Origin of the sequence: Nocardia transvalensis (genome assembly GCF_015477765.1) — a bacterium.
Taxonomy (GTDB): Bacteria; Actinomycetota; Actinomycetes; order Mycobacteriales; family Mycobacteriaceae; genus Nocardia; species Nocardia transvalensis_A.
In genome coordinates, this window is sequence record NZ_JADLQQ010000001.1 from 769,294 (window position 1) to 795,099 (window position 25,806).

At 67.8% G+C, this 25,806-nt stretch carries 17 protein-coding genes and 1 pseudogene; 3 read left to right on the forward strand and 15 right to left on the reverse strand.

Translation table 11 applies throughout. The annotated features are described in order from the left end of the window. Nucleotides 1-310: 310 nt before the first annotated feature. Nucleotides 311-811 carry a hypothetical protein gene (locus IU452_RS03435; RefSeq protein ID WP_195107356.1) on the forward strand — a complete coding sequence of 167 codons (501 nt, stop codon included), beginning with the start codon at nucleotides 311-313 and terminating at the stop codon, nucleotides 809-811. 134 nt (nucleotides 812-945) lie between these two features. On the opposite strand, the gene IU452_RS03440 is transcribed toward IU452_RS03435, so the two are convergent. From IU452_RS03440 to rplN, 7 genes and pseudogenes are all read right to left on the reverse strand, one after another. After that, nucleotides 946-1,566, reverse strand: a complete 621-nt coding sequence (locus IU452_RS03440) for a hypothetical protein (protein WP_195107357.1) — start codon at nucleotides 1,564-1,566, stop codon at nucleotides 946-948. Then, nucleotides 1,563-1,838, reverse strand: a complete 276-nt coding sequence (locus IU452_RS03445; RefSeq protein WP_324192414.1) for a WXG100 family type VII secretion target — start codon at nucleotides 1,836-1,838, stop codon at nucleotides 1,563-1,565. The genes IU452_RS03440 and IU452_RS03445 overlap by 4 nt, the downstream gene beginning before the upstream one ends. Nucleotides 1,839-1,996: 158 nt before the next feature. Next, a pseudogene (locus tag IU452_RS39400) lies at nucleotides 1,997-2,242 on the reverse strand (hypothetical protein); the annotation flags it as partial. Between the two features lie 98 nt (nucleotides 2,243-2,340). Continuing rightward, complete coding sequence (locus IU452_RS03450; RefSeq protein ID WP_195107359.1) at nucleotides 2,341-2,526, reverse strand: type Z 30S ribosomal protein S14; 186 nt, start codon at nucleotides 2,524-2,526, stop codon at nucleotides 2,341-2,343. A 2-nt stretch (nucleotides 2,527-2,528) separates the two neighbouring features. After that, nucleotides 2,529-3,092, reverse strand: coding sequence for a 50S ribosomal protein L5 (rplE, locus tag IU452_RS03455; protein WP_195107360.1), 564 nt, complete (start codon nucleotides 3,090-3,092; stop codon nucleotides 2,529-2,531). Next, entirely contained in the window at nucleotides 3,092-3,406 is a 315-nt protein-coding gene (rplX, locus tag IU452_RS03460; RefSeq protein ID WP_195107361.1) for a 50S ribosomal protein L24, read from the reverse strand. The genes rplE and rplX overlap by 1 nt, the downstream gene beginning before the upstream one ends. A 1-nt stretch (nucleotide 3,407) precedes the next feature. Then, nucleotides 3,408-3,776: a 50S ribosomal protein L14 gene (rplN, locus tag IU452_RS03465; RefSeq protein WP_030513395.1), complete on the reverse strand. Its 369-nt coding sequence runs from the start codon at nucleotides 3,774-3,776 to the stop codon at nucleotides 3,408-3,410. 343 nt (nucleotides 3,777-4,119) lie between these two features. Between rplN and IU452_RS03470 the strand changes: the two genes are divergently transcribed. Beyond that, on the forward strand, nucleotides 4,120-6,153 hold the full coding sequence (locus IU452_RS03470) for a M13 family metallopeptidase (RefSeq protein WP_324192415.1): 2,034 nt from the start codon (nucleotides 4,120-4,122) through the stop codon (nucleotides 6,151-6,153). A 58-nt stretch (nucleotides 6,154-6,211) separates the two neighbouring features. Here the strand turns inward: IU452_RS03470 and IU452_RS03475 are convergent, their stop codons facing one another. The 3 genes from IU452_RS03475 to IU452_RS03485 all read right to left on the reverse strand — a co-directional run bounded on the left by IU452_RS03475 (nucleotide 6,212) and on the right by IU452_RS03485 (nucleotide 11,358). Next, a complete protein-coding gene (locus tag IU452_RS03475) occupies nucleotides 6,212-7,747 on the reverse strand; it encodes an AMP-binding protein (RefSeq protein WP_195107362.1) in 1,536 nt (511 codons plus the stop codon). A 261-nt stretch (nucleotides 7,748-8,008) separates the two neighbouring features. Continuing rightward, nucleotides 8,009-10,132, reverse strand: a complete 2,124-nt coding sequence (locus IU452_RS03480) for a glycogen debranching N-terminal domain-containing protein (RefSeq protein ID WP_195107363.1) — start codon at nucleotides 10,130-10,132, stop codon at nucleotides 8,009-8,011. Further along, nucleotides 10,129-11,358 carry a glycosyltransferase family 4 protein gene (locus IU452_RS03485; RefSeq protein WP_195107510.1) on the reverse strand — a complete coding sequence of 410 codons (1,230 nt, stop codon included), beginning with the start codon at nucleotides 11,356-11,358 and terminating at the stop codon, nucleotides 10,129-10,131. The genes IU452_RS03480 and IU452_RS03485 overlap by 4 nt, the downstream gene beginning before the upstream one ends. Nucleotides 11,359-11,621: 263 nt before the next feature. Here IU452_RS03485 and IU452_RS03490 point away from each other — a divergent pair, with 263 nt between their 5' ends. Further along, nucleotides 11,622-12,605: an ABC transporter substrate-binding protein gene (locus IU452_RS03490; protein ID WP_195107364.1), complete on the forward strand. Its 984-nt coding sequence runs from the start codon at nucleotides 11,622-11,624 to the stop codon at nucleotides 12,603-12,605. Between the two features lie 155 nt (nucleotides 12,606-12,760). Here the strand turns inward: IU452_RS03490 and IU452_RS03495 are convergent, their stop codons facing one another. Genes IU452_RS03495 through IU452_RS03515 form a run of 5 tightly spaced genes read right to left on the reverse strand, consistent with a single transcriptional unit; the run spans nucleotide 12,761 to nucleotide 25,802 of the window. Next, nucleotides 12,761-13,525 (reverse strand): ABC transporter permease, encoded by a 765-nt coding sequence (locus IU452_RS03495; protein WP_195107365.1) that lies wholly within the window; start codon nucleotides 13,523-13,525, stop codon nucleotides 12,761-12,763. Further along, on the reverse strand, nucleotides 13,522-14,307 hold the full coding sequence (locus IU452_RS03500; protein WP_195107366.1) for an ABC transporter permease: 786 nt from the start codon (nucleotides 14,305-14,307) through the stop codon (nucleotides 13,522-13,524). The genes IU452_RS03495 and IU452_RS03500 overlap by 4 nt, the downstream gene beginning before the upstream one ends. Next, the gene (locus IU452_RS03505; protein WP_416382276.1) at nucleotides 14,304-15,290 is read right to left on the reverse strand and encodes an ATP-binding cassette domain-containing protein; all 987 of its coding nucleotides are present in this window, start codon (nucleotides 15,288-15,290) and stop codon (nucleotides 14,304-14,306) included. Before IU452_RS03505 ends, IU452_RS03500 begins: the two co-directional genes overlap by 4 nt. A 19-nt stretch (nucleotides 15,291-15,309) precedes the next feature. Next, nucleotides 15,310-19,878, reverse strand: coding sequence for a non-ribosomal peptide synthetase (locus IU452_RS03510; RefSeq protein WP_195107368.1), 4,569 nt, complete (start codon nucleotides 19,876-19,878; stop codon nucleotides 15,310-15,312). Next, nucleotides 19,875-25,802, reverse strand: a complete 5,928-nt coding sequence (locus IU452_RS03515) for a non-ribosomal peptide synthetase (RefSeq protein ID WP_228816301.1) — start codon at nucleotides 25,800-25,802, stop codon at nucleotides 19,875-19,877. The genes IU452_RS03510 and IU452_RS03515 overlap by 4 nt, the downstream gene beginning before the upstream one ends. Between the last annotated feature and the right edge of the window lie 4 nt (nucleotides 25,803-25,806).

The following is a 25,806-nucleotide window of genomic DNA, read 5'->3' on the forward strand; positions in this document are numbered from 1 at the left end:
GTCAAAGAGTCGATATTGCCCAGATCTTCCTCACCGGTAGCGTCCCGATATTTTCGGAAGGATTTCCGAATCCACTCGGTCCGGCGAACTTCCGTGAAGACGAGGTCCCCAGAGAGATAGCAATACTGCTCCCCTGGGTGGGGTTCGTGATATAGAGGGTGCTCAGGTGTTATGACCGCATCGAGCACGAATCGGACCTCAGCTGACGCCTCGATTATGTCCAAAACATAGCTATCTTCGAGATAGATCCCAGCAAGACTTTCATATTCAGTGTAGTCTCGCGTCATGGCAGGCCCCATTCTATCGGAGTGTGGTTATCTGGGCTCTTGCGCGTCACCGGATTGCCGAACGGGTCGGTACGTTGCCCGGAGGAATCCCTGATTTCTACATGCGGACCGCCGCTGCCAGGCGCCCTGTCGCTTCCTTTCTTGATTGTAATCCGAACAATACCGTTCTCATCGGTGTACTTGATAGAGCCGTTCTCGGTTTTCGATCGAGTCCACCCTTCACGCTGCGCATATTCTTCGAGCTCACTAGCTTTGGGGGTCCTGCCGCGGAACAACTCATCCAACGTTCGCGGCGGGCGCCGTCGGACATCGCCGATCTTCTTGCGCAGCCGCTCGAACAGGTCGTTGACTGCTTTTCCGGCTCTGGTCAGGGCATCCTTCGCCTCCTGCCTGAGACCCGCGATCTGGGCGGCCTTGCGGACTCGCCAGGCGAGGATGGCGTCTTTGATCCGTTTGGCTCAGCGGCGGACTGTGTCGACCGCCTTGGCAGCCGTGACCGCGCCGGCCCCGAAGCTGATGAGTGAGGCGCCGACGGCGATTGCGGCATGGATGGCGAGGTCTTTGGCGAGATCCTCCAGGAATCCTTTGATCTCGTCTCGGAGTTCCTTGATGGCGTCGCGGTAGGCGAGACAGGACTCGCTCAGCTGTTTGCAGGCGGTCAGTAGCTGATCGATGGAGTTCGACAGGGTTTGAGGTCTTCGCGGATGTGGGTTGCGTCGGGGGATGTGACACCATCGAACAGGGTTGCGGAGATGGTGATCTTGTCTCGCGCGTTGGTGTTCTGATAGATGGTGCCGAGTCGGTCCCAGGCGTCGGCGGCCTTGGCGAGTTTCCCGGTGTCGCCGTCGGGGACGGGTATACCGATTTCGCTGGCGATATCGATGCCGTTGTCGATGATGCCTTGACCTGGACCGCCAGCCGAGGCGGGAATCGAGTACGGTCCGAAAACCGGGCTTCCCGGGTCCACCGGCCGCTCGGGCTGTGGGGTGCCTTTCATCGATGCGTCGGCGCCGGCGTGGTTGAAACCGATGTCTTTGAGGACGCTGCCGTACGCGTTCAGCGTGGAATGCACGTCCTGGAACAAGCCCACTATCTGGTAGGCAGCGGTGTCGTAGGACCGTGCCCATTGTTGGCCTTCTTGGTCCACCCCGGCCATCGACCCGGACGCGGACAGTTCTCCGAACACGTACAGGAAGCTGTCCCGCAGGGCCGCTGCGGCGTCGAAGCAATTCGTCGCGGCCCGGTAATAGGTCGTGGGATCGACGTCCAGGCGCGTCATACGCCCAGAATCCGCAAATTCTCCGCTACGGCAGTGGTATAGCCTTCGTGAGCGTGCTCGACGGCGGCTTCGAGAGCCGTGAATCCCTCTCGAATGTCCGTCGCCCCGGCCATCCACTCCGTGTGGGCCTCCGCGTAGGCCACTGCGGCGGCACCCGTCCACACGCCGTCGACTTCCTTGACCTTCTGGTCGACCACGGCCAACTGGTCAGCGATGAAGCCGGCGAAACCTCGGATGCGCGCGGCCAGATTCTCGAGCTTCTCGAGGTCCACGGAGAATGCTCGCGCGTCTGCGGTCATCGGGACCTCTCAGATGTTCAGGGAGCCGATGCCGGACGCAGCCGATTGATCGAAGTCGCGCAGGGTGTCGGCGGTGACCCCGAGTCTGGCCGCCAGTTCGAACAGCGCTTCCCACACCTGGACAGACCCCTCGTGAAACTCTCCCAACCGGCACCGAAAGCGTCGGCGTTGTTTCCGGTCCAATCGTCGCGCACATCCCGGACGTCGGCGTCGAGTGCCGCCAACCCGTCACGGCACTGACGCGCCACGTCGAACGCCAAGCGGCCCAAGGCCTTGACCTGCTCGGGCTCAATCGACAGCGCTGGTACTTCTCCCGCCAATTCGGCCCCCTCCATAAGTGAACGGCACCCGGCGATCACGCCGAGGTACCTGCCCATAGAACCGCCAGGCCCGTCCGAAAGCAAGAGCGGATACGCAAATGCGGTGGTCCGTCGGATGACGGACCACCGCACAGCGTGCAGCTATGAAGCGGTGCTTACCAGCTGGCCTTGTGGACGCCCGGGAGTTCGCCGCGGTGGGCCATCTCGCGCAGGCACACGCGGCACAGGCCGAACTTGCGGTAGACCGCGTGGGGGCGGCCGCAGCGCTGGCAGCGGGTGTAGGCGCGAACCGCGAACTTCGGCTTCCGGTTGGCCTTGTTGATCAGAGCTTTCTTAGCCATGCTCAGTTCTCCTTGAACGGGAAGCCGAGGTGACGCAGCAGGGCACGGCCCTCCTCGTCGTTGGTCGCCGTGGTCACCACGGTGATGTCCATACCGCGCGGGCGGTCGATCTTGTCCACATCGATCTCGTGGAACATCGACTGCTCGGACAGGCCGAACGTGTAGTTGCCGTTGCCGTCGAACTGCTTCGGCGACAGGCCGCGGAAGTCGCGGATACGCGGGAGGGCGATGGACACCAGGCGGTCCAGGAACTCCCACATGCGGTCGCCGCGCAGGGTGACGCGGGCGCCGATCGGCATGCCCTCACGCAGCTTGAACTGCGCGATGGACTTGCGGGCCTTGCGGATCTCCGGCTTCTGACCGGTGATCAGGGCCAGGTCGTTGACCGCGCCGTTGATCAGCTTGGCATCGCGGGCGGCGTCGCCGACACCCATGTTCACGACGACCTTCACCACGCCCGGGATCTGCATCACGTTGGCGTAGTTGAATTCCTTGTTCAGCGCGTCCTTGATTTCCTCGCGGTAGCGCAGCTTCAGCCGGGGCTGGATCTTCTCGGTGGTGGTCATCAGATGTCCTTCCCGTTACGACGGGAGATACGCACCCGCTTGCCGTTCTCGTCGGTGCGGTAACCCACGCGGGTCGGCTTGCCGTCGGAGTCGACAACCATCACGTTCGAGACGTGGATGGGCGCCTCCTGGGTCACGATGCCGCCCGAGCTGGCGCCGCGCTGGTTCGCGGAGTTCGCGACGTGCTTCTTGATCCGGTTCACGCCCTCGACCAGGACCTTCTCGGTCTTCGGGTAGGCCTGGATGACCTTGCCCTTGGCACCCTTGTCCTTGCCCGAGACGACGATCACGGTGTCGCCCTTGTGCACCTTCATGTCAGAGCACCTCCGGGGCCAGCGAAACGATCTTCATGAAACGCTTGTCACGCAGCTCGCGGCCCACGGGGCCGAAGATGCGGGTGCCACGCGGATCGTTGTCCGCCTTGATCAGCACCGCGGCGTTCTCATCGAACTTGATGTAGGAGCCGTCCGGACGGCGGCGCTCCTTGACGGTGCGCACGACGACGGCCTTGACGACATCGCCCTTCTTGACGTTGCCGCCGGGAATGGCGTCCTTCACGGTGGCGACGATCACGTCGCCGATACCGGCATAGCGGCGCGACGAGCCACCGAGCACTCGGATGCACAGGATTTCCTTCGCACCCGTGTTGTCGGCGACGCGCAGCCGCGACTCTTGCTGAATCACTTCAGCTCTCCTCCTGGACCTGGACGATATGCACGCCGGATTGCCGACCCGACGGGCATGGTCAGTTACCCTCCGAACGCGCGCCTGCCAGCGGTTTTGCGTGATCCGAGGGATCGACCACTGGGGGTTCACGGCCTGAGTGCGGGCACAACTGTCCCGCAGGCAACCCGATCAGTGTAGCGAAGGCCCAGGTCGTCCCCAAATCGGCCCGGCAAAAAGCGTGCCGGGAACATGAGGAAGGGGCAGGAGGCGTGGATATTCAGCCGTTCCCCAGTCGGTTGGGCTAGCCTCGGACGTCACACCAAGGCCGAACAAGATCATCAATTTCCGGAAGAGGTTGTCTGTGACGTCGCGTGGTCGGGCCCGCCTGGATCGTCGTTCGTTCCTGATCGCTCTGGGTGCGGTGCCGGTGGCCACCGCACTGGTGGCGTGCTCGGAGGAGTCGACGTCGAAGCAACTGCACGGCCCGGACCTGGGCGGCGTCGATCCCGCGATTCGCCCTCAGGACGACCTGTACCGCCACGTCAACGGCAAGTGGCTGCGGGAGTACCAGCTGCCGCCGGACAAGAACAGCTTCGGCACCTTCGACGAGGTCGGCGACCGGGTGGAGGGCCAGCTGCGCGAGATCGTCGAGGGCATCCGCGACCCCGAGGACGGCACGCCCGAGCAGCGGATCCGCGACCTGTACGACGCGCGGCTGGATGTCGACACGATCGAGAAGCTGGGCATGTCGCCGCTGACCGACCTGTTCGACAAGATCGACGCCGCACCCACCAAGGCCGACCTGGCCAAGGTGATGGGCTCGCTGCCGATCGCCGGGCTGATCGGGATCGGCGTTTCGGTCGACCAGAAGGACTCCAACGCCCACATCCCGTACGTGAGTCAATCCGGCATCGGTCTGGGCGAGCAGTACTACCGCAAACCCGAATATGCGGACAAACTCTCCGCGTATCACACCTTCCTGGAGCGCATTGCCACCGGCGCCGGTTTCCCGGATCCGACCGGCATGGCGCAGCGGGTGTTCGATCTGGAGAAGCGGATCGCCGCGGGCTTCTGGGACAACGTGCGCAACCGCGACAGCGATGCCACCTACAACCTGAAGTCGTGGAGCGAATTGACCGCTCTCGCACCGAATTTCGAATGGGATGCGTGGCTGGCGGGCAATACCGACCGGCCGAAGAATCTGTTCGACAAGATCGTGGTCGCCCAGCCGTCGTACGTGACGGCCGCGGGTCAGCTGTGGGCCGATGTCGACATGTCCACCTGGCGTGAGTATTTGAAGCTCTACCTGGTGCGCGAGTACGCCCGCTTCCTGCCGAAGTCCATCGCCGATGCCAATTTCGACTTCTTCGGCAAGGTGATGAACGGCACCCAGGAGCGCCCCGAGCGCTGGAAGTCGGCGATCGCCACACTGAACCAATCTCTCGGCGAACAGCTCGGAAAGCTGTACGTGGCCAAGCACTTCCCGCCCGAGGCCAAGAACCGCGCCAAGGAGATGGTCGACGACATCCTGGCCGCCTACCGCGACAACTTCCGCAATTCCAGCTGGATGTCGCCGCCGACCCGGGATGCGTCGATCGCCAAACTGGACAAGATCACGGTCAAGATCGGCTATCCCGACAAGTGGTACGACTACTCCAAGCTGAAGATCACCCGCGGGAAGCTGATCGAATCCCTGCGCGCCATCAACGAATTCGAGGCCAAACGGGCGTGGAACAAGCTGGGCACCCCGGTCGACAAGACCGAATGGGGCATGCCTCCGCAGGAGGTCAACGCCTACTACGAACCCACCTCCAATTCGATCAACTTCCCGGCGGCGATCCTGCAACCACCGTTCTTCGACAAGGACGCCCAACCCGCGGTCAACTACGGCGCCATCGGCGCGACCATCGGCCACGAGATCGGCCACGGCTTCGACGACCAGGGCGCGAAATACGACGGCGAAGGCAACCGCCGCGACTGGTGGACCCCGGAGGATCAGGCCGCCTTCGACGCCAAGACCAAGCAGCTCATCGCCCAGTACAACGAGTTGACCCCTGAAAGCATCGACCAGCACGTCAACGGCGAGCTCACCGTCGGCGAGAACCTTGCCGACCTGCGCGGCCTCATGATCGCGCTGTCGGCCTACCGCCTCGCCGAAAAGCGCGACGGCAAGGACAACCCCGACTACACCGACATGTTCTGGTCCTGGGCCCGCAACTGGCGCACCAAACAGACCAAGCAATACACCGAATGGCTGGTCACCAACGACGTCCACTCCCCCGGCGAATTCCGCTGCAACCAGGTAGTCCGCAACCTCCCCGAGTTCTACTCCACCTTCACCGTCAAGGAAGGCGACAAACTCTTCCTCCCCCAGGACCAGCGCGTCTCCCTCTAGCTCAACGAGCAATGAGGAGACCAACGGCCGAGAGCCGACCTGCGGGATTGCTCGATGATCAGCCGTCCAGGTAGGCGGCGCGTAGGAGGCGTTTGCGGATTTTGCCTGCGTCGTCGCGTGGGAGGTCGGTGACGATGCGGACGGTGGTGGGGTGTTTGAAGCGGGCGAGTTGGCCGGTCAGGGCGGTGCGGATGTCGGCCTCGGTCAGGGTGGCGTTCGGGCGCGGGACGATATGGGCCGCAACGGTTTCGCCGAGGTCCGGCTCGGGGATGCCGAAGACGGCAACATCCTCGACACCGGGGAGGGCCATGATCGTATTCTCCACTTCGGCCGGGTAGATGTTCACGCCGCCGCGGATGATGATTTCGGCGGAACGGCCGGTGAGATAGAGGTAGCCGTCGGCGTCCAGGTAGCCGGTGTCGCCGAGGGCGATGAAACCCGGTACCGGGCTGGACTTTTCGGTGACGTTCAAATACTTCGAGGTGGGCCAGTAGTCGGCGCCGTGTACATAGACCTGGCCGATCTCGTTGGGTGGCAGCAGATTTCCGGCCTCGTCGGCGACTACTACGGCCGACCCGTCCGCCGGGCGGCCGACACTCCCGGGATGTGCGAGCCACTCCTGGGCGGTGATCCACGTGATCGTGCCCGCCTCGGTGCAACCGAAGTATTCGAGCACCGCATCACCGAACCAGTCGATGGCCGCCCGCTTCACCGCCGGCGGGCACGGGGCCGAGGAGTGGATCAGGTGCGTGAGGCTGCCGACGTCGTAGCGGGCGCGGACCTCCGGTGGCAGCGACAGCAGGCGCGACAGCATGGTCGGCACCACCTTCGCCTGCGTCACCCGGTGCTCGTGCACGTTCTTCAGAAACCGCTCCGGGTCGAAGCGCGGCATGATCGTGATATTCGTGCCCACCCGCAGCCCCAGCACCGCGACCGCATTCGGGCTGGCGTGGTACATCGGCCCGGCCACCAGCATCTCCCCGCCCGGTGCCAGGCCCATCCGCTGAGCGGTGGCTCCGGCGGTCGTCCGGATCTGCTGCGGCGTGAGCCGCTCACGCACAACACCTTTCGGCCGACCGGTGGTGCCGGAGGTGTAGATGAGCCCCATCGAGTCGGCCATCGCGCCTTCGACGTGGCCCAGCGGCTCCGGCTGCCCGGCGATCCACTGCTCCAGTGTGGGATAGCGTCCGGTCGGCGTTGCCAGGGCGGGATCGCGCCCGAGCTCGGCCAGCAGCCCGGGCGGCATGGCGACCTCGACCAGCTCCGCTGTGATGTTCGCCACCGCGATCGCCTGCTCGACGACCTCGACGAACTCCGTGTGCACGAGCACCAGCCGAGCGTCGCTGTCGGCCAGCAGATGCGCCACCTCCGGCGCCTGCCAGCCCGTATTCACCGGCACCGGATTAGCTCCGGCCGCCGCCACCGCCAATGACACCTCGAGGAACTCGATGTCGTTTCGCAGCATCACCGCGACCCGCACGCCCCCGCCCACCCCGGCCGCCACCAGCGCCGCGGCCAGCCGCCCGGCCCGCCACTGCGCCTGCTCCTGCGTCCGAACCCGGCCGCCGCACCGAATAACCGCAGTCCCACTCACGGCGCCACCTCACTGACGTTCGCCGCCACCGTCCGCGGCCCGCACTGTGCCGATGGTCCGCTCGCAAGCTCACTCACGACGCCACCTGGCCCGACGCTCGGCGTCACCGTCCGCGCCGCGCGCTGTGCCCATGGTTCGCTCGCAAGCTCACTCACGCTCCGAAGTCTGCCAGAGCCGCCGTGGTCCGGCCTGTGTCTACATGATCACTGAGAGCCGGCGCACATGTGACACACCTTCGTCGCACTGGACACGTGCGAGCGATCAGTGCGTGACCAGCCGCCAGTCGTCCGGCATATTCGACGCCGCGACATGGTCGCCGTCGACCGCCAGGTCGAGGACGCTGCCGCCGAGGCGGAGGTCGGTGAGTTCGACGCGACCCCAGCGGGCAGGGAGGTGCGGGAGCACCGTGAGGGTGCGGTGGGGGACGTCCGGGTCCAGGCCGAGGAACGAACGGACCAGCAGCAGAGGTGCGGCACTGGCCCAGGCCTGGGGCGAGCACGAGGTCGGATACGGGACGGGGGCGGGAAATCTGGATCTCGGGAAACCGCAGAACAATTCGGGCAGGCGTCCGCCGAAGGCCGCGGCCGCGTCCAGGAGGCCGTCGGCCAACCGGGTGGCGAGTTCGATCGCGCCCGGGATGTGCCGGTAGCGCAGCAGCCCCGCCACGGTGATCGCCGTATCGTGCGGCCACACCGAACCGTTGTGGTAGCTCATCGGATTGAAGGCGCCCATGCTCGAGGCGAGGGTGCGCAACCCGAACCCCGAATCCATCTCCGAGGTGGACAGCCGCTGGACCAGCTGCGCGGCATGCTCGTCGGGAACGATGCCCGACCACAGGCAGTGCCCCACATTCGAGGTCAGCGCGTCGACGCGCCGCTTACCGCGATCCAAGGCGACGGCGTACCAACCCTTTTCGGGCAGCCAGAACGACTCGGCGAATTTGGTGCGCAGCGCCGAGGCGCGGTCGCGCAGCTTGGCGGCCACGGCCGCCTCGCCGAACTCCTCGGCCAGCTCCGCCCGGGCCAGCAGGGCGGCGTACTGGTAGCCCTGCACCTCACACAGCGCGATCGGCGCCTCCGCCAAATGCCCCGCGGAGTCGTTGATTCCGTCGAAACTGTCCTTCCAGCCCTGATTGAGCAGGCCGCGGTCGGTGGCGCGCTGATATTCGATGAATCCGTCACCGTCGCGATCGCCGAAGTGGGTCATCCAGTCCAGCGCCGCATCGGCGGCCGGCAGCAGCGCGTGGATCGTATCGGCCGCCGCACCCCACCGCCGCGCCTCGGCCAGCAGCATCACGAAAAGCGGTGTGGCATCGACGGTTCCGTAGTAGATCTCGCCGCCGAGCACCAGACTTCCGGCCGGGCCGCGCCGGATCTCGTGCATGATCCGGCCGGGCTCCTCCTCGGTCAGCGGATCGACCCGCTGCCCCTGCATCTCCGCCAGCTGCTGCATGGTGCCCAGCGCCAGGCCCACATCCAGCGGCAACGCCATCCACGCGGTGAGCAGGCTGTCGCGGCCGAACAGGGTCATGAACCAGGGCGCCCCGGCCGCGACGAAGGTCCGTCCCTCCCGATCGTTGTCGTGGATCTGCAGCGCGCCCAGATCGCTCTCGGTGCGCTGCAGCACCGCGGTCAGCAGCGGGTCACCGGAGGTGAGTTTGGTGGCGGTATCGCGCCACGCCTCGATCTTGCGACCCGGTTCGCTCTTCTCGTAGTGCTCCCCCGGGCGCAGCGGCAGGTGCACGCGCTGATTCGCCATGGTCGGCTGCGCCAGGATCTCGGTCTGCCAGCGCCCACCGGCCGGGACGACGACCCGCCACGACAGCGAGCCGGGCAGCACGATCGGCGGCTCCGACGCCGAGACCGCCAGTCCGCGAGCGCGATCGGAGCGGTCGTTGAGAAGCAACTCGTTGTCGGTGACCAGCACCTCGGCACGGCCGTGCCCGGCGCGGCCCTCCTTGACCGCGAACAGATCGACGAAATCGGCGTCCGCGTGCAACTCCAGCGCGACGGCGGTGGGTTCGCGACCGAGATTCTCCAGCGTGACCGTCTCGCGCAGCCCGTCGGCGACCAGACGCTCACGCACCACCAGTAGGGTGCTGTCGGCGGCGCCGGCCCGTGGGGGCCGGCGCAATATGAACCGCGCGGTGAATGCCTCCGGACTCAACACCGACAGCGGATCCGGCCGCTGCCCGTCGACCCGCAACTCCCAGCGCGAGACCACCCGCGCGTCGCGATAGAACAGCCCGTGGGCCGTGCCGGGTTCCACATCCCCGACACGGTCCGACAGGCAGAAGGTGCTCCCCTCGACCAAGGTCACCGCCCCGCCGGGGCCGCCGACGGCGGACGGCTCTCCGGCATTCAATGCGGTGGGGGCTCCATTCACGCAGTATCTCCTTCCATGACACCCGAGTTGTCTGCCGTCGCCACCCCGGCCACGCGCCGGGTGGCGACCAGCGGTCGGGCGGCGGCCGTTTCCGGAACTATCGCCGGAACGGGCCCCGCCGCAACGGCGCTCGCCGTGGTGCGGCCGCTCGGAATGTTCCAGGTGCGGATCGTCGTCGTCCCACGCGCCGGACGGGTCTTGCGCAGCACCCGCCGATAGACGGTCTCGTAGCCGCGGCCGAGAGTTTCGGCGCCGAAGTTGCGCACCACATGATCGCGGCACGCCTGCGGGTCGTACTCCTGCACTTCCTTGATGGCCACGGCCAGCTCGGACGGGTCGTCACAGATGCGACCGGTCACGCCGTCGACGATCACCTCGGAGACGGCGCCGCCGCGCAACGCCACCACGGGCGTGCCGCACACCATCGCCTCGATCATCACCATTCCGAACGGTTCCTCCCACTGCACCGGGAACAGCAGACACTTGGCTTCGGACAACAATTTTCGTTTGGCGATCGCATCGGCCATGCCGAACAGCTGGTCGTGTTCGGTCAGCAGCGGCCGTACCGCTCTGTCGAAATACGCCTTCTCGGGAGGTTCGCTGCACTTGCCGGCGAGCACCAGCGGGATACCGGCCGCATGCGCGGCCTCCAACGCCAGGTGCGGCGCCTTGCATTCGTTGAACCGGCCCAGGAACAGAGCGTAGTCCTTCTTCACCGGATGGAAAGGCCAATCTTCGACGCGCAGGCAGTTGTGCACCCGCCCGGCCCAGTTGAGATCCGGAGCCAACTCGCGCTGGCGGTCGCTGATCGCGACCAGCGCCACGTCCTCGCCGAGTTCGCTGTAGTACATGTACGGGTCCCCGTCGACCGGACCGTGCACGGTGACCACCGTGGGCAGGCCCAGGTCACGGTAGAAGGGCGCGTTGAGCGGTCCCGCGAAGGTGTGGTCGTGCACCAGATCGATGCCGTCACGGACGACGATCTGCTCGAGTGCGCGACGAACCTTCAACGCGTGCACGACTTCCGGGAACGGATCACCCAACCGGTCGGCCTGGATGTCCTCCCAGACCGGGACGAATTTCGTCGCCTTGGTGCCGGGCTCGCCCGCGCCCAGCAGTGTGACCTGGTGACCGCGGTCCACCAGGGCGTCGACCAGATCCGCGACGACGGCCTCGACTCCCCCGTAAGCCTTGGGGGGAACGTCGAAATAGGGCGGAACGACCATTGCGATGCGGAACTTGTCACCGCTGCGTTCCGCCGACTCGATAGATGCGACTCGCGCCGAGGCCGGCGCCGAGAACACTGCGCTCATGACCCTCCTCCTGGGACACAACCGTTAGCACTCAGGTGCACCGAGTGCTAATTATGCTGACCGTCGCGCCCGTTCGGAAGATCTATTTCCCCGTGTTGTAGGTTAGGCAAGGCTGACCTATTTCGTGGTGGCCCGCGCGGCACCGAAGGACGCCCTCGACGAAGGAGAGTTCACCGATGAAGCCTGCCCGAACGTCTCGATACCGGTGGGCGCACGCGGCGGTCGTTGCCCTGGCCGGCGCACTCGCCGTGGCCTTGGTCGGTTGTGGGTCGGATTCCTCGGAATCCGGCTCCGGCGGCGATGCCGTGGTGGTCGACCATGCCCGTGGTGTCACCACGGTTCACGGCACCCCGAAACGCATCGTCGCGTTGGGCAGCCAGTGGCTGGACACCACTTTAGCGCTTGGCGTGACACCTGTCGGGTATATCGACAATGTCGCGGCGATGGCGCGCACTCCATCGCCGTGGCTCCCCAATTCCATTAGTGCCGCAAAGAAATTGGAGACCACCGGCAAGATCGACGAACAGGTCGCGGCGCTGGATCCGGATCTGATTCTGGTCGATGGCGCGTTCGGGGATCAGAAGAGCTACGACACCCTGTCGAAGATCGCGCCGACCATTCCCGCGTTGAGCAATGCCACCATCACGCCGTGGCAGGACCAAGTGGCCACGTTGGGAAAGGTCTTGCACCGCAAGGATGCCGCGGACAAGGTGATCGCGGACGTGAACGGGAAAATCGATGCCCTGGCGAAGCAGAATCCCGGCCTGAAAGGTAAGACGTTCGTCAGCACCTGGCTGGCGAGCCCGGCGCAGCTGATGGTGCTCACCGACCGCAACGATGGATCGGCTCAGGTATTCGGCCGCCTCGGCTTGCAGATTCCGGACCATCTGACCAAGCTGCCCGCCAATCAGGGCCGCGCCCAACTGTCCACCGAGCGCCTGAACGAACTCGACGCCGACCTCCTGCTGGCGGGCTATTCCCCCGGCATGGACGAAAAGTACCGCCAGCTCCCGGGTTACACCGACCTCCCCGCGGTGAAAAAAGGCGCGGTGGTCTTCCTGACCGTCCAGGAAATCAGCGCCATCAACCAACCAACCGCCCTGTCCTTGCCTTACATGCTGGACAAGATCGCCCCGGCATTGCCGAACGCTGCGAAGTAACTGTGGTGCCCCGTCATTCCGGCCCTAGGGGGCCGGAATGACGGGGAGTGGGGCCTCCTCGGTGACGAGGTCGTTACTCCAAGGTGCGGCCATTCTCATGCCCTGTCTTGTCATTCCGGCATGCTTTCGCGGGAATGACAAGACAGGGTCCTCGGTCAGCCTTGGGCGGCCTTGCGGTAACCGCGGACGGCTAGCGCGCCGAAGACGACTGCCAGGCCTAGGGACCAGGCCAGGGTTTGGAGGAAGGGGGTCAGGAGCGGGCCGCCGAGGGTGAAGTTGCGCATGGCCTCGATGGCGCAGCTCATGGGCTGGGCGCGGACGATCGGTTGGAGCCAGTCCGGGTAGTTCTCCAGGGGGACGAAGCCGGAGTTGAAGAACATGCCCAGCAGGGTGACCGCGGCGAACAGCTGCACGACCTTGGCGCCCGCCTTGCTCACGCCGACGGTGATGACCATGGTCGCAAAGCCGGGGATCAGCACGACCGGGACCACCAGCATGCCGAGCACACCCCACCATCCGGCGTGCATGCGCAGCCCGAGGGCGAGGCCGAGGGCGACCACGATCGCCGTGGCGACCAGGGTGCGGCCGCATTCGGCGAGCAGGCGGCCGATCAGGCCCGCGCCGCGATGCACCGGGAGCACCCAGAACCGGCGCAGCAGCCCGCTTTCCGCCTCGGCGTGCAGCGACAGTCCGGTGCCCATGGCGCCGTACATGGCCCCGGTGACCGCGATCATGGGGACGAAACCGTAGATGGCGTCGGTGCCCGACGACATGGTCAGCACCTTGTTCAACACCAGCTGATACATCAGCAGCAGCAGGATCGGCAGCACCAGGGTGGAGGTGATCACCTCCTGCTCGCGCGGCCAGCGCCGCATCAACCGGCCCGCCTCCACCAGGCTCTGGTCCACGAGGGTCCTCACTTGCGCCGCCTTTCCACCAGCACCGACACCGCGGTGAACAACACGATCATCCCGGCGACCCAGGCCAGCGAAATCCCCAGCGCCGCGGTGAATTCCCCGTTCGCCAGATCCCGCAGCGCGGCCGACGCCTGCGACACCGGCTGATTGCGCACGAACGGCTGGATCCAGCCCGGGAACGCCTGTCCCGGAACGAAACCCGTCGACATCATGATCAGCAGCAACTGCGGCGCCAGCAGCGCCGAGGCCCCTACCTCCGGCTTACCGGTCGCCACCCCGAGCGCATCCGCCCCGATCACCAGCGCCACCCCGAACGCCAGCGCCAGCGCGACGAAAACCACGGCCCCGCCCACATTGTGGAAGCGGAACCCGAAGACCGTCCCGATCACCAGCGCACCGGCGACGGCCGCCAGGGCGCGCACCAGATTCGCCGACATCCGCGCCGCCAGCGGCAGCCACGGCCGCACCGGCATCGACCGCAACCGGGTTCCCATGCCGCTGAACGTGTCCCGCGCGGCCCGGTCCCCGGCGGACATGGCGGTGAAGAACATGCCCTGCACGACGATCACCGGCAGCAGGTACTGCGCATACTTCCCGCCGCCCATTTCCATCGAATGCCGCAGCGGCACATAGAAACACACGAAGAAGATCATCGGCGCGACGAAACCGAACGGCAGATCCCCCTCACGGACCGCCGCGCGAATGGTGCGCCCGCTCAACGCCTTCCACTGCAGGGCCGACGGTACCCGGAATTCGCTGCCGGCCGCCTTCGCCGGGGCCGTCATGCGTCCGCCCCCACCGGCTCGTCCTGCGGGCGGGTCAGCTTGATGAACACCTCGTCCAGCGACGGCCGCCGCAGTGCGATATCGATCAGCTCGATATCGGCCTCGTTGACGCGGCGCAGCACCTCGGCCAGGGTGGCGGCGCCGTCGGGCGCGGGCAGCGACACCCGGTCCGCGGATTCGGCGACGGTCAGCTCACCCATGCCCTGCAGCACCTTCAGCACGGCCGCCACATCGCCCGCCTCGACCGGGACGACCTCGCAGTAGCTGGCGCCGGAGCGGGCCTTGAGCTGATCGGCGGTGCCCTCGGCGATCACGGTGCCGCGGTCGACGACGATGATGTTGTCGCTGAGCGCATCGGCCTCCTCGAGGTACTGAGTGGTGAGCAGGATCGTCACACCCTGCTGTTTGAGCTCGCGGATCAGCGACCACAGCCGCTGGCGGCTCACCGGATCCAGACCGGTGGTGGGCTCGTCGAGGAACACCACCTTCGGCAGGCGCACCAGCCCGCAGGCGATATCGATGCGGCGGCGCATACCGCCGGAGTACTGCCCGACCCGGCGATCGGCGGCATCGGTCAGCTCGAACTGCTCGAGCAGTTCGACGGCACGCGCTTTCGCCTGCTTCGGGCGCAGGCCCATGAGGCGGCCGAACAGCACGAGGTTCTCGCGGCCGGTCAGCACCTCGTCCAGCGCCGCGTACTGGCCGGTGAGCATGATCGAGGCCCGCACCTGGGCGGCCTGGGTGACCACGTCGTATCCGGCGACCAGGGCGCGCCCGGCATCGGGCCGGATCAGCGTGGACAGCACCGACACCGCAGTGGTCTTGCCCGCGCCGTTGGGCCCGAGGACCCCCAGCACGCTGCCCTCCGGAACGCTGAAGCTGATGCCCCGCAGGGCTTTCACCTCGCCGAACGACTTCTCGACGGACTCGACCACGATGGCCGCGCCCGTATCCTTCTCCGACACCGGATTCTCCGTCCTGATGCTCACCATTCCCCTGCTTTCACTGTTGAGTCACGCTCACGACCGACGACGTCAGCGCGGCGACGGCGCGCAACCAGATCTCGGTCAGCCGTTCGATGTCGGCGGGATCGAACAGCACGTCGCTCCACCGCCACAGCGCGACCACCTGCGGCCCGTCCACACCCGGATGCACCCCGGCGATCACGTCCAGGGCGTAGCGCAGCGGCATATCCGGCTCCGGCGCGATCGGAAGGTGCTGGTGCACCGTGAGATCCGAGATCGGCGACCACGCACCCACCCGATTCGCGGCGAGATCCATGCGGCCGAGATAGTCGAACATCACCTGCGGCTCGGCAACCGGCTCGGCCAGTGGACCGCCGTAACGCAGCAGACCGTAGTCCAAACCCTTATTCGGCGCCTGTTCACACTGTGCCGCAACGGTTTTCATCAGTTGCCGGGCAGCGTCCGGGTCGTTCTCGAGGGCGGCCACGTCGAGGTCCAGACCGGCGGCCAGGCGCAGCGGGTAGACGGTCGTGAACCAGCCGACCGTGCGGGCCGTGTCGGCGCCGACCAGGGCGTCCTCGCGGCCGTGCCCCTCGAGGGCGATCAGGGTGCCCGCGGAGGTGTCGCGGCCGTGCCCGGACTGCCAGGTGGACAGGGTGGCGCACAGCGCCGCGAGCAGCAGGTCGGGCAGGCCCGGTTGGCCGTCTCGGCCGGTGCCGTCCAGCAGGCGCCCGGTCGGTTCGGCCGGGATGATCGCCGGGGTGATCCGGTAGGACGCCCAGGTGTCGCGGCGCGGGTCGGGGGCGCGGCAGCCGACCGGCGGGTCGGGCTCGGCCACCTGCGCGGCCCAGAAGTCGTACTGCGCCAGCACTTCCGGGCTGTGCGCGCGTGCGGTCAGCAGCTCGGCCCACTCCCGATACGGAGTGTGCTCGCGCGGCAGGGCGATCGGACCCCCGCCCTCGCCGGTCATCCGGGACCAGGCGTCGGCGAGGTCGGCGAGCAGGATATGCCACGACACCGGGTCGACGGCCAGGTGATGGACCGACAGCAGCAGAATGTCGCCCGACGGGCGGACGAAGCGCACCGCGCGAATCATGGTGCCCGCGTATGGATCGATGGCGTCGATCGCCGCCCGCGACTCGGCCGCCAGTGCGGGACCGAGGTCACCGTCCACAGGCACGTCGGTCACCACGTCGGCCGCGCGGACGACACCCGGTTCCCGAGTGATCAGCCGGGGTTCACCCTCGGTCTCGATCAGTCGCGCCCGCAGCATGTCGTGGCCGTCGATCAGGGACTGCAGCACCGATTCCAGTGCGGCACGGTCGATCTCGTCCGGCAGTGCGACAAGCGTGGACAGCGCGAGGCGGCGGAAGCCGCCGAACTCGTAGAGCCACGACATGATCGGCGTGGTCGGCACTTCGCCGTACTCGACCGGCCCGGCCGAAAGCTCCTGCGCGGCACGGGCGTCGATGGCCGCGGCGAGATCCCGGACGGTCGGCGTCGCCAGGACCATGGCCGGACTGACCGACAGCCCGGCTTGCCGGGCCTTGTTCACCAAGGAGATGGCGACGATGCTGTCGATGCCGAGATCGAGGAAGTCGTCGTCGATGCCGAGCGTGCGGCCACCGAGCGCCTCCGAGAACGCCGTGCACAACGCACGTTCGGTATCCGTGCGTGCGGCGGTGCCGGTGCCCTGGATGTTCAGCTCGCGCAACCCGATGTCGGCCAGCACCCGCACATCCAGCTTGCCGTTCGGGGTGAGCGGGAGTGCGGGCAAGGCGATGATGCGGGCGGGAACCATATAGCCGGGCAGGTGTTCGGCCAATTCCCCGCGCAGCACCCACCCATCGATGTCCGGGAGATGAGGGTCGGTGACGACGAATCCGACCAGGCTCGAACCACTGGGACGTTGCACGACGACCACGGCCGCCTCGCGCACGGGCGGGAGCCGCAGGAGCGCGGATTCGATGTCGCCGAGTTCGATGCGGTAACCGCGGATCTTCACCTGGTCGTCGGCGCGACCGAGATAGGACAGGTCCCCGGCGGGCGACTGCCGCACCAGGTCACCGGTGCGGTACATGCGCTGCCCCGGATGGAACGGGTCGGCGACGAACCGGTCGGCGGTGAGCGCCGGTTTGCCGAGATAGCCACGGGTCACCTGGGCGCCGGACAGGTACAGTTCGCCGACCGCGCCGCGAGGCACCGGGCGCAGCGCGGAATCGAGGACATAGCCGAACATGCGATCCACCGGGCGCCCGATAACCGGCGACGGCGACGAACCCGCCTGCCCGGCACCGGAATTCACCGTTGCGACGACCGCTTCCACGGTCGTCTCGGTCGGGCCGTAGCAGTTGTAGACGGCGGTGGCGGGCAGGCCGCGCAACTGCTCCCACAGGGCGGGGCCGATCGCCTCACCGCCCAGCGCGAGCACCGACAGGTGATCACCGTCGACGAGCCCGGCCGCCGAGAGCTGGGCGAACATGGACGGCGACGTATCGATCATGTCGACCCGATGCCGGACGATGCCCGTGACGATTCCGTTCGCGTCGCGCATCTCGGCCTCGTCGAACAGGTGCACCGCATGGCCGTCGAACAGGCCGATCAACGGCTGCCAGGAGGCGTCGAAGCTCAGCGACCAGGCGTGGGCGATCCGCAGCGTGCGGCCCAGCCGGGCCTGCGCCGGGCGGTACACGCGGTCGCGGTGGTCGGCGAAGTAGCTCGCCAGCGCGGCATGGGTCCCGATGACGCCCTTGGGTTCTCCCGTGGACCCGGAGGTGAAGATGATGTAGGCGCGCGACTGCGGATGCACCGCGCGGATCGCCGGGACGACGTGACCGGCGATTCGGCGCTCGATCTCCGAATCATCCAGTACGACAGGCTGCCCGGTATACCCGGCCTCGGCCACCAAAGATACGCAGTCGCGGGCGGTGAGCACGAGCGCGGGATCCGACTGCCGCAGGATCGATGCGATCCGCGCCGGTGGTGCCGAAACATCCACGGGCACATAGGACGCACCGGCGCGCAGGACCGCCAGAATCGCCACGACGAACCGCGACGATCGCGGCAACGCCAGCGCCACCGCCGATTCCGGCCCGACCCCCGCGGCCGTCAGCTCGGCGGCCAGCCGCCCGGACGCCTCGTCGAGTTCCCGATAGGTGAACCGCTCGCTCGCCGTGGACAGTGCCGGAGCATCCGGTGCCGCGGCGACCTGTCGCGCGAACAGCTCCACGACATTCGTGACCTCTGCCGACGCCTCCGGGGCAGGCGGAATGTGCAGCGCCGCACGCTCTCCGGGAAGCAGCACATCCACCGCGTCGACGCCGCGGTCGCCGTGATCGGGGAGCTGCCGCAGGACCGAGAGGATGCGGGCGCCGATCTGGGCGGGCGGGAAGTGGGGCAGCGCCTCGGCGACCGCCTCCAGCATGACCACCAGGACGCCGTCGTTGAGATGCGACACCACCGACAGCGGATAGTGCACCAGGCTTTCCATGGCCACCGGCAGGAAGCGGGTGCCGTCACCGGCGACCACCGGGTCGGTGGCCGCACCGATCGGGGCGTTCTCGAAGACGAACAGCACATCGAACAGCGCGCCCTGGCCCGCCGCCCGCTGGATGGCCGACAGGCTCAGGTATCCGGCGTCGCGCATCGCCGCCTGTTCCCGCTGCGCCAGGCGGCACTGTTCGACCACGGTTCGATTGCCCTCCAGCACGATTCGCGCGGGCACGGTGTTGATGAACAGGCCGATCATGGTTTCCACGCCGGGTAGCGAATCCGGGCGGCCGGAGATGGTCGTGCCGAAGACGACGTCGCGTCGATCGGTCAGCCGGGAAAGCACCACCGCCCAGGCGAATTGGACAACCGTGCTCATGGTGAGCCCGTTGGTGCGCGCCCACCGCACCAGGCGGTCGGTGTCGGCGGCGTCCAGGCTCAGCCGGGTTCGCTTCGGAATGGCCTCGCCCACTTCGGCACCGGCCTCAGCCAGCATGAGCGGTCCCGACAGCGGGCTCAGGTAGTCGCACCAAGCACGCTCGGCGGCCGTCGCGTCCTGCGCCGCCAGCCACGCGATGTACTCGCGGTACGGCCGCGGCGCGGGCAGCGAATCCGCGGTTCCGCCCGCCTCGTACACGGCGATGAGCTCGCGGAAGAACACCGCGACCGCCCAACCGTCCATGAGGATGTGGTGGGCGGTGACGATCATGCGGCGGCGCTGATCGGGCAGGGTCACCAGGGTGACGCGCAGGGCGGGGCCGTGGCTCAGATCGAAATTGCGCTGCCGATCGGCCTCCGCGATCGCATCGAATTCCTCGGGCCGCGCGGTGATCTCGGTCCAGGGCAGCTCGACCCAAGTCGGCACGATCTGCACCGGCTTGGGCAGATCGCGATCCCAGAATGCCGCCCGCAGATTCGGATGCCGGTCCAGAATCGCCTCGGCACTGCGCCGCAGCCGATCCACGTCCAGCGGCCCGCCGATATCGATGACGAACTGCATCGAATACAGGTCGACGCCGTCGGAGGCCAACTGCGCCAGCGAGAACAGCCCCTCCTGCAGCGGGCTCAGCGCCAGCACGTCCTCGATGTCGGCGGGCACGGACCGATCCACGCTCATCGGGTGGCCTTCCATGCGGCGCCGAGTGCCGCGAGGGCGTCGTCGTTCAGGCCGGACAGGTTCGCCGGAGCCGGCGCTGGAGCGGGTTCGGTCGCTGCCGGTTCGGACACAGGGGATGCGGCCGGATTCGCCAGGGCAGCCAGATCCTGCGCCGTGGCCGGTTGCACGCCGTCGGCCACGGCTCGGTCGACGGCGGCGGCGAGTTCGGTGATCGACATATGTTCGAACACCATTTGCGGTGACATCGGCAGGCCGATCTCGTTGGCGCGCACCGACCATTGGATGGAGATCACGCTGTCGCCGCCCAGGCCGAAGAAGTTGTCGTCGGGCTGCACGTCGTCGATCTCGAGCAGTTCCTCGAGAATGGTGATCAACCGGCGTTCGGTGTCGGTCTCCGCACCCGCGACGGCGGTCGTCTCCCGGTGCTCGACCGCCACGGCGGTCACGAACAGCAGCCGTCCGTCCGCGGACCAGCGGGCGCGATCGCCGGTGTGGAGCAGGCGCTCTCCGGTTCGGTACGGGTCGGCGACGACGTGGTCGGCTTCCTCGCCGGTCAGCGTGGCACCGCCGACATACACGTCACCGATCACCCCCGGCGGCACCGGTCGCCGGTGCTCGTCCAGGATCAACACCCGCGCACCGGGAATCGGGCAGGCCCGCCCGCTCCCGTCGAGCGGTCCGCGCGCCGCGGCACCCGCATACCCGGCGGGGTGATAGGAGAAGGTGGCCAGCGAGTCGGCCGCCAGCGCGGGCAGCAGATCGGGAAGCGCTGCGGGCCACGAGATTCCGAGCACATCCCAGCGCAGCACCGACGGCAGCACCGACACACCGGTCTGCACGAATCGCGCCAGCACGCCCGGCTCGGCGACCACGTGGGTCACCGCGTGCTCCCGGATCAGATCCACCAGCGCCACCGGGTCCTCCCGCTGTGCCTCGGTCGCCACGATCAGGGTGGCACCGTCGGCGACGGCCGCGAGCAACTCGATGGTGATGTCGAGGCTTCCCCACGGCGCGGCGATCAACCGGACATCGGCCGAGCCCAGGGCCGGATCGGTGTTCGCCGTACGCCTTTCGGCGGCCAGGGCACGACGGTCGGCCACCGCCGCCGCCAGCGCGGCGTCGTCGGCGCCGGAACGTTCGAGCGCGGCCAGGAGGTGAACCAGACCGTCGGCCGACGCCTCGCCGACGCCGGTTCCATCGACCGAGCCGAGGCGTCCGAACAGTTCCTGATAGCTGAGCGTGGTGTCGCCGCAGCGGAGCGCGGTGCGCACGGGCGGAACCTCACGCCCGCGGCGCAGCAGTCCGGCCACGCCGAGCACGCCGGAAAGGTCTACGCCCGTGGCCCATTCGCCGATCAGCCGCTCGCGCTCCCCACCGGCCAGCACATCCAGTTCGGCCAGCGGCCGATCCGGCTGGTCGGCGAAGCCGTTGAGCACCCGCATCATCCGCTGTGCGAACGAGTGCGCGGTCGAGGGCTCGTAGAGGTCGCCGTTGACGATGATGCTCGCGTCGAAGCCGCCGTCGTCGCCGGCGAAGAAGTTGACCGACAGGTCCAGCAGGGAGACGTCGAACTCCAGCGGCAGCACCGTCACCGATGCCTCACCCAGCCGCAGCCCGGTCGCCGCCCAATCCTCCTCGCGGAAGTGCATCATCGCCTGGAACAACGGATTGCGCGACCGCGAGCGCGGCGGATTGAGCGCCTCCACCACACGTTCGATCGGCACGCTCTGGTGGTTGTAGGCGCCGAGGGCGACCGTGCGGGCCCGTTCGAGGACATCGCGCGGTGTCGGGTTGCGCGACAGGTCGTTGCGCAGCACCACCATATTGGCGAGCAAGCCGACCAGGTCCGCGGCCGCCGGGTCGACGCGGTTGGCGACCGGTGTGCCCAGCGGAATATCCTCGCCCGCACCGAGTTTGTGCAGCAGGGTCGCGACGGCGGCCTGGTAGAGCATGAATTCGGAGGCGCCGGTCCGCTCGGCGAAGTCCTTCAGCCGCCGCCGCAGGTCCGCCGGAACCGTGAACGTCGCCACGTGCCCGTTCTTGCCGATGACGGCCGGACGCGGACGGTCGGGGGCGACGGTGATCTCGTCCGGCAGCCCGGCCAGCTGGGTACGCCAGTAGTCGAGCCCGGCGGTGGCGGCATCGGCCGTCTCCCGCTGCCACAGCGCGTAATCGGCGTAGTCGACCGGCATCGGCGCCCACTGCGGTGCGGCACCGGCGACGCGGGCGGCGTAGGCCTCGGCCAGGTCGCTCAGGATCGTCCGGAACGACCAGTGGTCGGCGACCAGATGGTGCACCAGCAGCGACAACACGTGAGTCGCGTTGTCCAGCCGCAGGATCCGCGGCCGGATCAGCAGCTCGGATTCCACCACGAAGCAGTGGCGGCCCGCGTCGGCGAGTGCGTCGTGCAAGCGGCGGGGATCGTCGAGCACGGTCACCGGCACCTCGATCGGCCCGGCGGGCAGCACCGACTGATACGGCACGCCGTTGTCCTCCGGGAACACCGTGCGCAGGGCCTCGTGCCGGGACACCACATCGCCGAGCGCGGCGGTCAGCGCGGCCACGTCCAGCGGTCCGTCCATCCGCACCGCGAAGGGGATGTTGCCGATCGGAGTAGGCCCCTCCAGCTTGCGCTGGAACCACAGCGCCAGCTGCGAATGCGACAGCGGAATACGCTGCGGGCGTTCACGTTTGGTCAACGGCTGCACCGCGGGCGCGGTCGCGGCAGGAGTCGCCTCGATGAGTGCGGCCAGCCCCGCGACGGTCGGGGTGTCGAACGGCGCCCGCACATCGAGCTGAACCCCGAATTCGGAACGGATCACCACGATCAGCCGCGTGGCCAGCAGCGAATGCCCGCCCAGCTCGAAGAACGAATCGTCGGCGCCGATCCGGTCGCGGCCGAAGATCTGCCCGAACAGCTTCGCGAGCCGCATCTCGGTGGCGGTGGCCGGTTCGCGATAGCGGTGTGCGACGGCCCGTTCCGGTTGCGGCAGCGCCCGCCGGTCCAGTTTGCCGTGCACGGTCAGCGGGATCTCATCGATCACGGCGAACGCCGACGGCACCATGTATTCCGGCAGGGTCGCGGCCGCATGCGCCCTCAGCTGCTCGAGGTCGACGGCCTGTCCGGCCTCGGGAACCACGTAGGCGGCGAGCATCGCGCCCACGGCATCGTCCTGGACGGCGACGACCACGCAGTGCCCCACGCTCGGGTGCGCGGTGATCGCGGCCTCGACCTCACCCAGCTCGATGCGGAAACCACGCACCTTCACCTGTTCGTCGGCGCGGCCGACGAATTCGATCTCGCCCGCGGCATTGCGCCGCGCCAGGTCACCGGTCCGATACAGCCGCCCCCCACGCCCCGAGGTCCCCGCCTTTCCCGCGAAGGGGTCGGCGACGAACCGTTCCGCGGTCAGGCCCGCACGATTCAGGTAGCCGCGCGCGAGTTGCTCACCGCCCAGGTAGATTTCGCCGACCACGCCGGTGGGCACCACCTGCAGCGCCTCGTCCAGCAGGTAGGCGTACACATTGCGGTTGGGCACGCCGATCGGCACGATGCGGGTGCCCTGCGGGCCCTCCACCGTCATATGGGTCGCACACACCACGGCCTCGGTGGGGCCGTAGTGATTGCGCAGTTCGGCGTCGAAGATGCCGGCGAACTTGTCGGCGATCTCGCCCGGCAGCGCCTCACCGCCGACCGGCACGTGCCGCAGCGCCCGCCATTGATTCACCTCGGGCAGCAGCAGGAAGGTGCTCAGCATCGACGGCACCATGTGCAGCACGGTCACACCGCAGCGAGTGATGATGTCGGCGACGTACGGAATATCCCGGAACGCATCGGGTTTCGGCACGACCAGCCGCGCGCCGACGGTGAAGGTGACGAAGATGTCCAGCAGCGAGGCGTCGAAGCTGACCGACGACGACTGCAGCAGCCGATCCTGGTCGGTCATCCCCCACTGCGCGGCGAAGCCCTCGAGGTGTTCGGCGATCGCGTGGTGCGGCACCGGGACACCCTTCGGCTTTCCTGTCGAACCGGAGGTGTAGATGACGTAGGCCAGATTGCCGGGCCGCAGCGGGCGGATCCGATCGGCATCGGTGGGCGCGCGGTCGGGCAGGTCGGCGGCGGACTCTTCGGCGGCGTCGAATTCCACCCGGCCCAGCACCATTCGCGGCCGGGCGTCCTCGACCAGATAGTCGATGCGGTCGTCGGGATAGGCGGGATCGATCGGCAGGTAGGCGCCACCGGCCTTGAGTACCGCCAGCACCGCGACGACGAACTCCACCGAGTTCGACAAGCGCAGGCCCACGATGTCCTCGGTGCCGACGCCCTCTCGAATCAGCCAGTGCGCCAAGCGGTTCGCGCGGCCGTCCAGCGCGGCGTAGTCGAGTTCGACCTCGGTGTCGGGGGCGACCAGCGCGACCGCGTCCGGCTGAGCGGCCACCCGGTCCTCGAACAGCGCCACCATGGTGGTGGCCGGGGCGGGGATCAGCTCACCGTGGGACAGCTCGAGAATGCGGGACCGCTCGTCGGCGCCGAGCATATCGATCTCGCCCAGCCGGTGATCCGGTGCGGCCAGCGCACTGTCCAGCAGCCGCACATAGTGGTCGGCCAGCTGAGCGACCAGCTCGGATTCCAGCTCCCCGACCCGGTATTCGAGCTCGAGCCGGGCGCCGTCGTCCTCCAGCGCCACGGTCAGTCCGAGCGGTACCTGCGCGACGGGGCTGCGCAGCTCGAGCGGGACGGACGCGACGCCGGGCAGATCGAATCCGTCGGCGGTCTTGCGCACACTGAAGCCGAGCCGCACCAGCTGCTCGAGCCCGTCGCGGCCGCCGTGGCGGTCCGGATTCGCCTCGCGCACCACCCGATCGATACCGATGCCCTGGTGGGCGAAGGCGCCGAGGCAGGTCTCGCGGACCCGGCCCACCAGTTCGGCGAAGGAGTCGGCGGGCGTGGGCGTGCCGCGCAGCAGCAGAGTATTGCCGAAGTAGCCGATGAGGGATTCGGCAACGGCGTTGCGGCGCACGGTGATCGGTACCGAGACGAGGAAGTCGGTGGCGGCGGTGTAGCGGTGGATCACCGCATCCCAGGCTGCGAGCCACACCATGAACGGCGTGGCGGCGTGCTGACGGGCGAAGCTCTCCACCCGTTCGACCAGGTCCTGCGGCACGGCCCGGAGGCGGTGATCGGCCTGCTTGGCCGTCGTCGCCGCCCCGCGGCCGGGCAGCTCGAGCGGTTCGGGCAGCGGTCGCAGCGCCGAACGCCAGTAATCGAGATCGTCGTCGGAGCCGACGATGTCCTCGACGTCGGCGAATTGACCCCGCAATCCGGGCAGTTCGGTCTCCCGGTAGGCGGCGTTCAATTCGCGGAAGAACACCGCCCACGAGTCGTCGTCCCAGCAGATGTGATGCACCACGAGCACCAGCGCGTACTCGTCGGCACCGATGTGCGCCAGCAGAATTCGCAGGGGCGAGTCGGCAGCCAGATCGAACGGGCGCCCGAACTCCCGTCGCGCCAGCACCTCCAGGCGCAGACCCCGGCTGGTCTCCGGCAGCTCCCGCAGATCGTGGGTCTGCCACTGCGGCGCCAGCTCGGCGTGGACGAGCTGATACGGTTCGCCGTCCTCACCCAAACCGTAGGTGGTGCGCAGAATCTCGTGCCGATCGACCACGGTCTGCACGGCCCGGCGCAGGCGCTCGGAATCCAACGCTCCGGTCAGCCGGTAGGCCACGCAGATATTGAGCGTGCTGTCCTCCGGGTCCCGGGTCTGCAGGAACCACAGCCGCCGCTGTCCCGCCGACAGCGGTGAGCGCTGTCCCGCCCGGCTGCGCGGCGCCGCGTCGGCGGTGGACGCGGTGGCGACGCCGGTTTCGGCCATCTTGCGGCGCAGCAGTTCCCTGCGGCGGTCCTGAAGGGACTTGGTGGACATCGTG

Excerpts from the sequence above, each read along its gene's own strand:
- IU452_RS03440 (WP_195107357.1), bottom strand. The coding sequence starts at position 1,566 with ATGACGCGCCTGGACGTCGATCCCACGACCTATTACCGGGCCGCGACG.
- rplE (WP_195107360.1), bottom strand. The coding sequence starts at position 3,092 with ATGACCACCACCGAGAAGATCCAGCCCCGGCTGAAGCTGCGCTACCGC.
- IU452_RS03515 (WP_228816301.1), bottom strand. The coding sequence starts at position 25,802 with ATGTCCACCAAGTCCCTTCAGGACCGCCGCAGGGAACTGCTGCGCCGC.
- IU452_RS03485 (WP_195107510.1), bottom strand. The coding sequence starts at position 11,358 with ATGGTCGTTCCGCCCTATTTCGACGTTCCCCCCAAGGCTTACGGGGGA.
- rplX (WP_195107361.1), bottom strand. The coding sequence starts at position 3,406 with ATGAAGGTGCACAAGGGCGACACCGTGATCGTCGTCTCGGGCAAGGAC.
- IU452_RS03500 (WP_195107366.1), bottom strand. The coding sequence starts at position 14,307 with ATGACGGCCCCGGCGAAGGCGGCCGGCAGCGAATTCCGGGTACCGTCG.
- IU452_RS03490 (WP_195107364.1), top strand. The coding sequence starts at position 11,622 with ATGAAGCCTGCCCGAACGTCTCGATACCGGTGGGCGCACGCGGCGGTC.
- IU452_RS03510 (WP_195107368.1), bottom strand. The coding sequence starts at position 19,878 with ATGAGCGTGGATCGGTCCGTGCCCGCCGACATCGAGGACGTGCTGGCG.
- IU452_RS03450 (WP_195107359.1), bottom strand. The coding sequence starts at position 2,526 with ATGGCTAAGAAAGCTCTGATCAACAAGGCCAACCGGAAGCCGAAGTTC.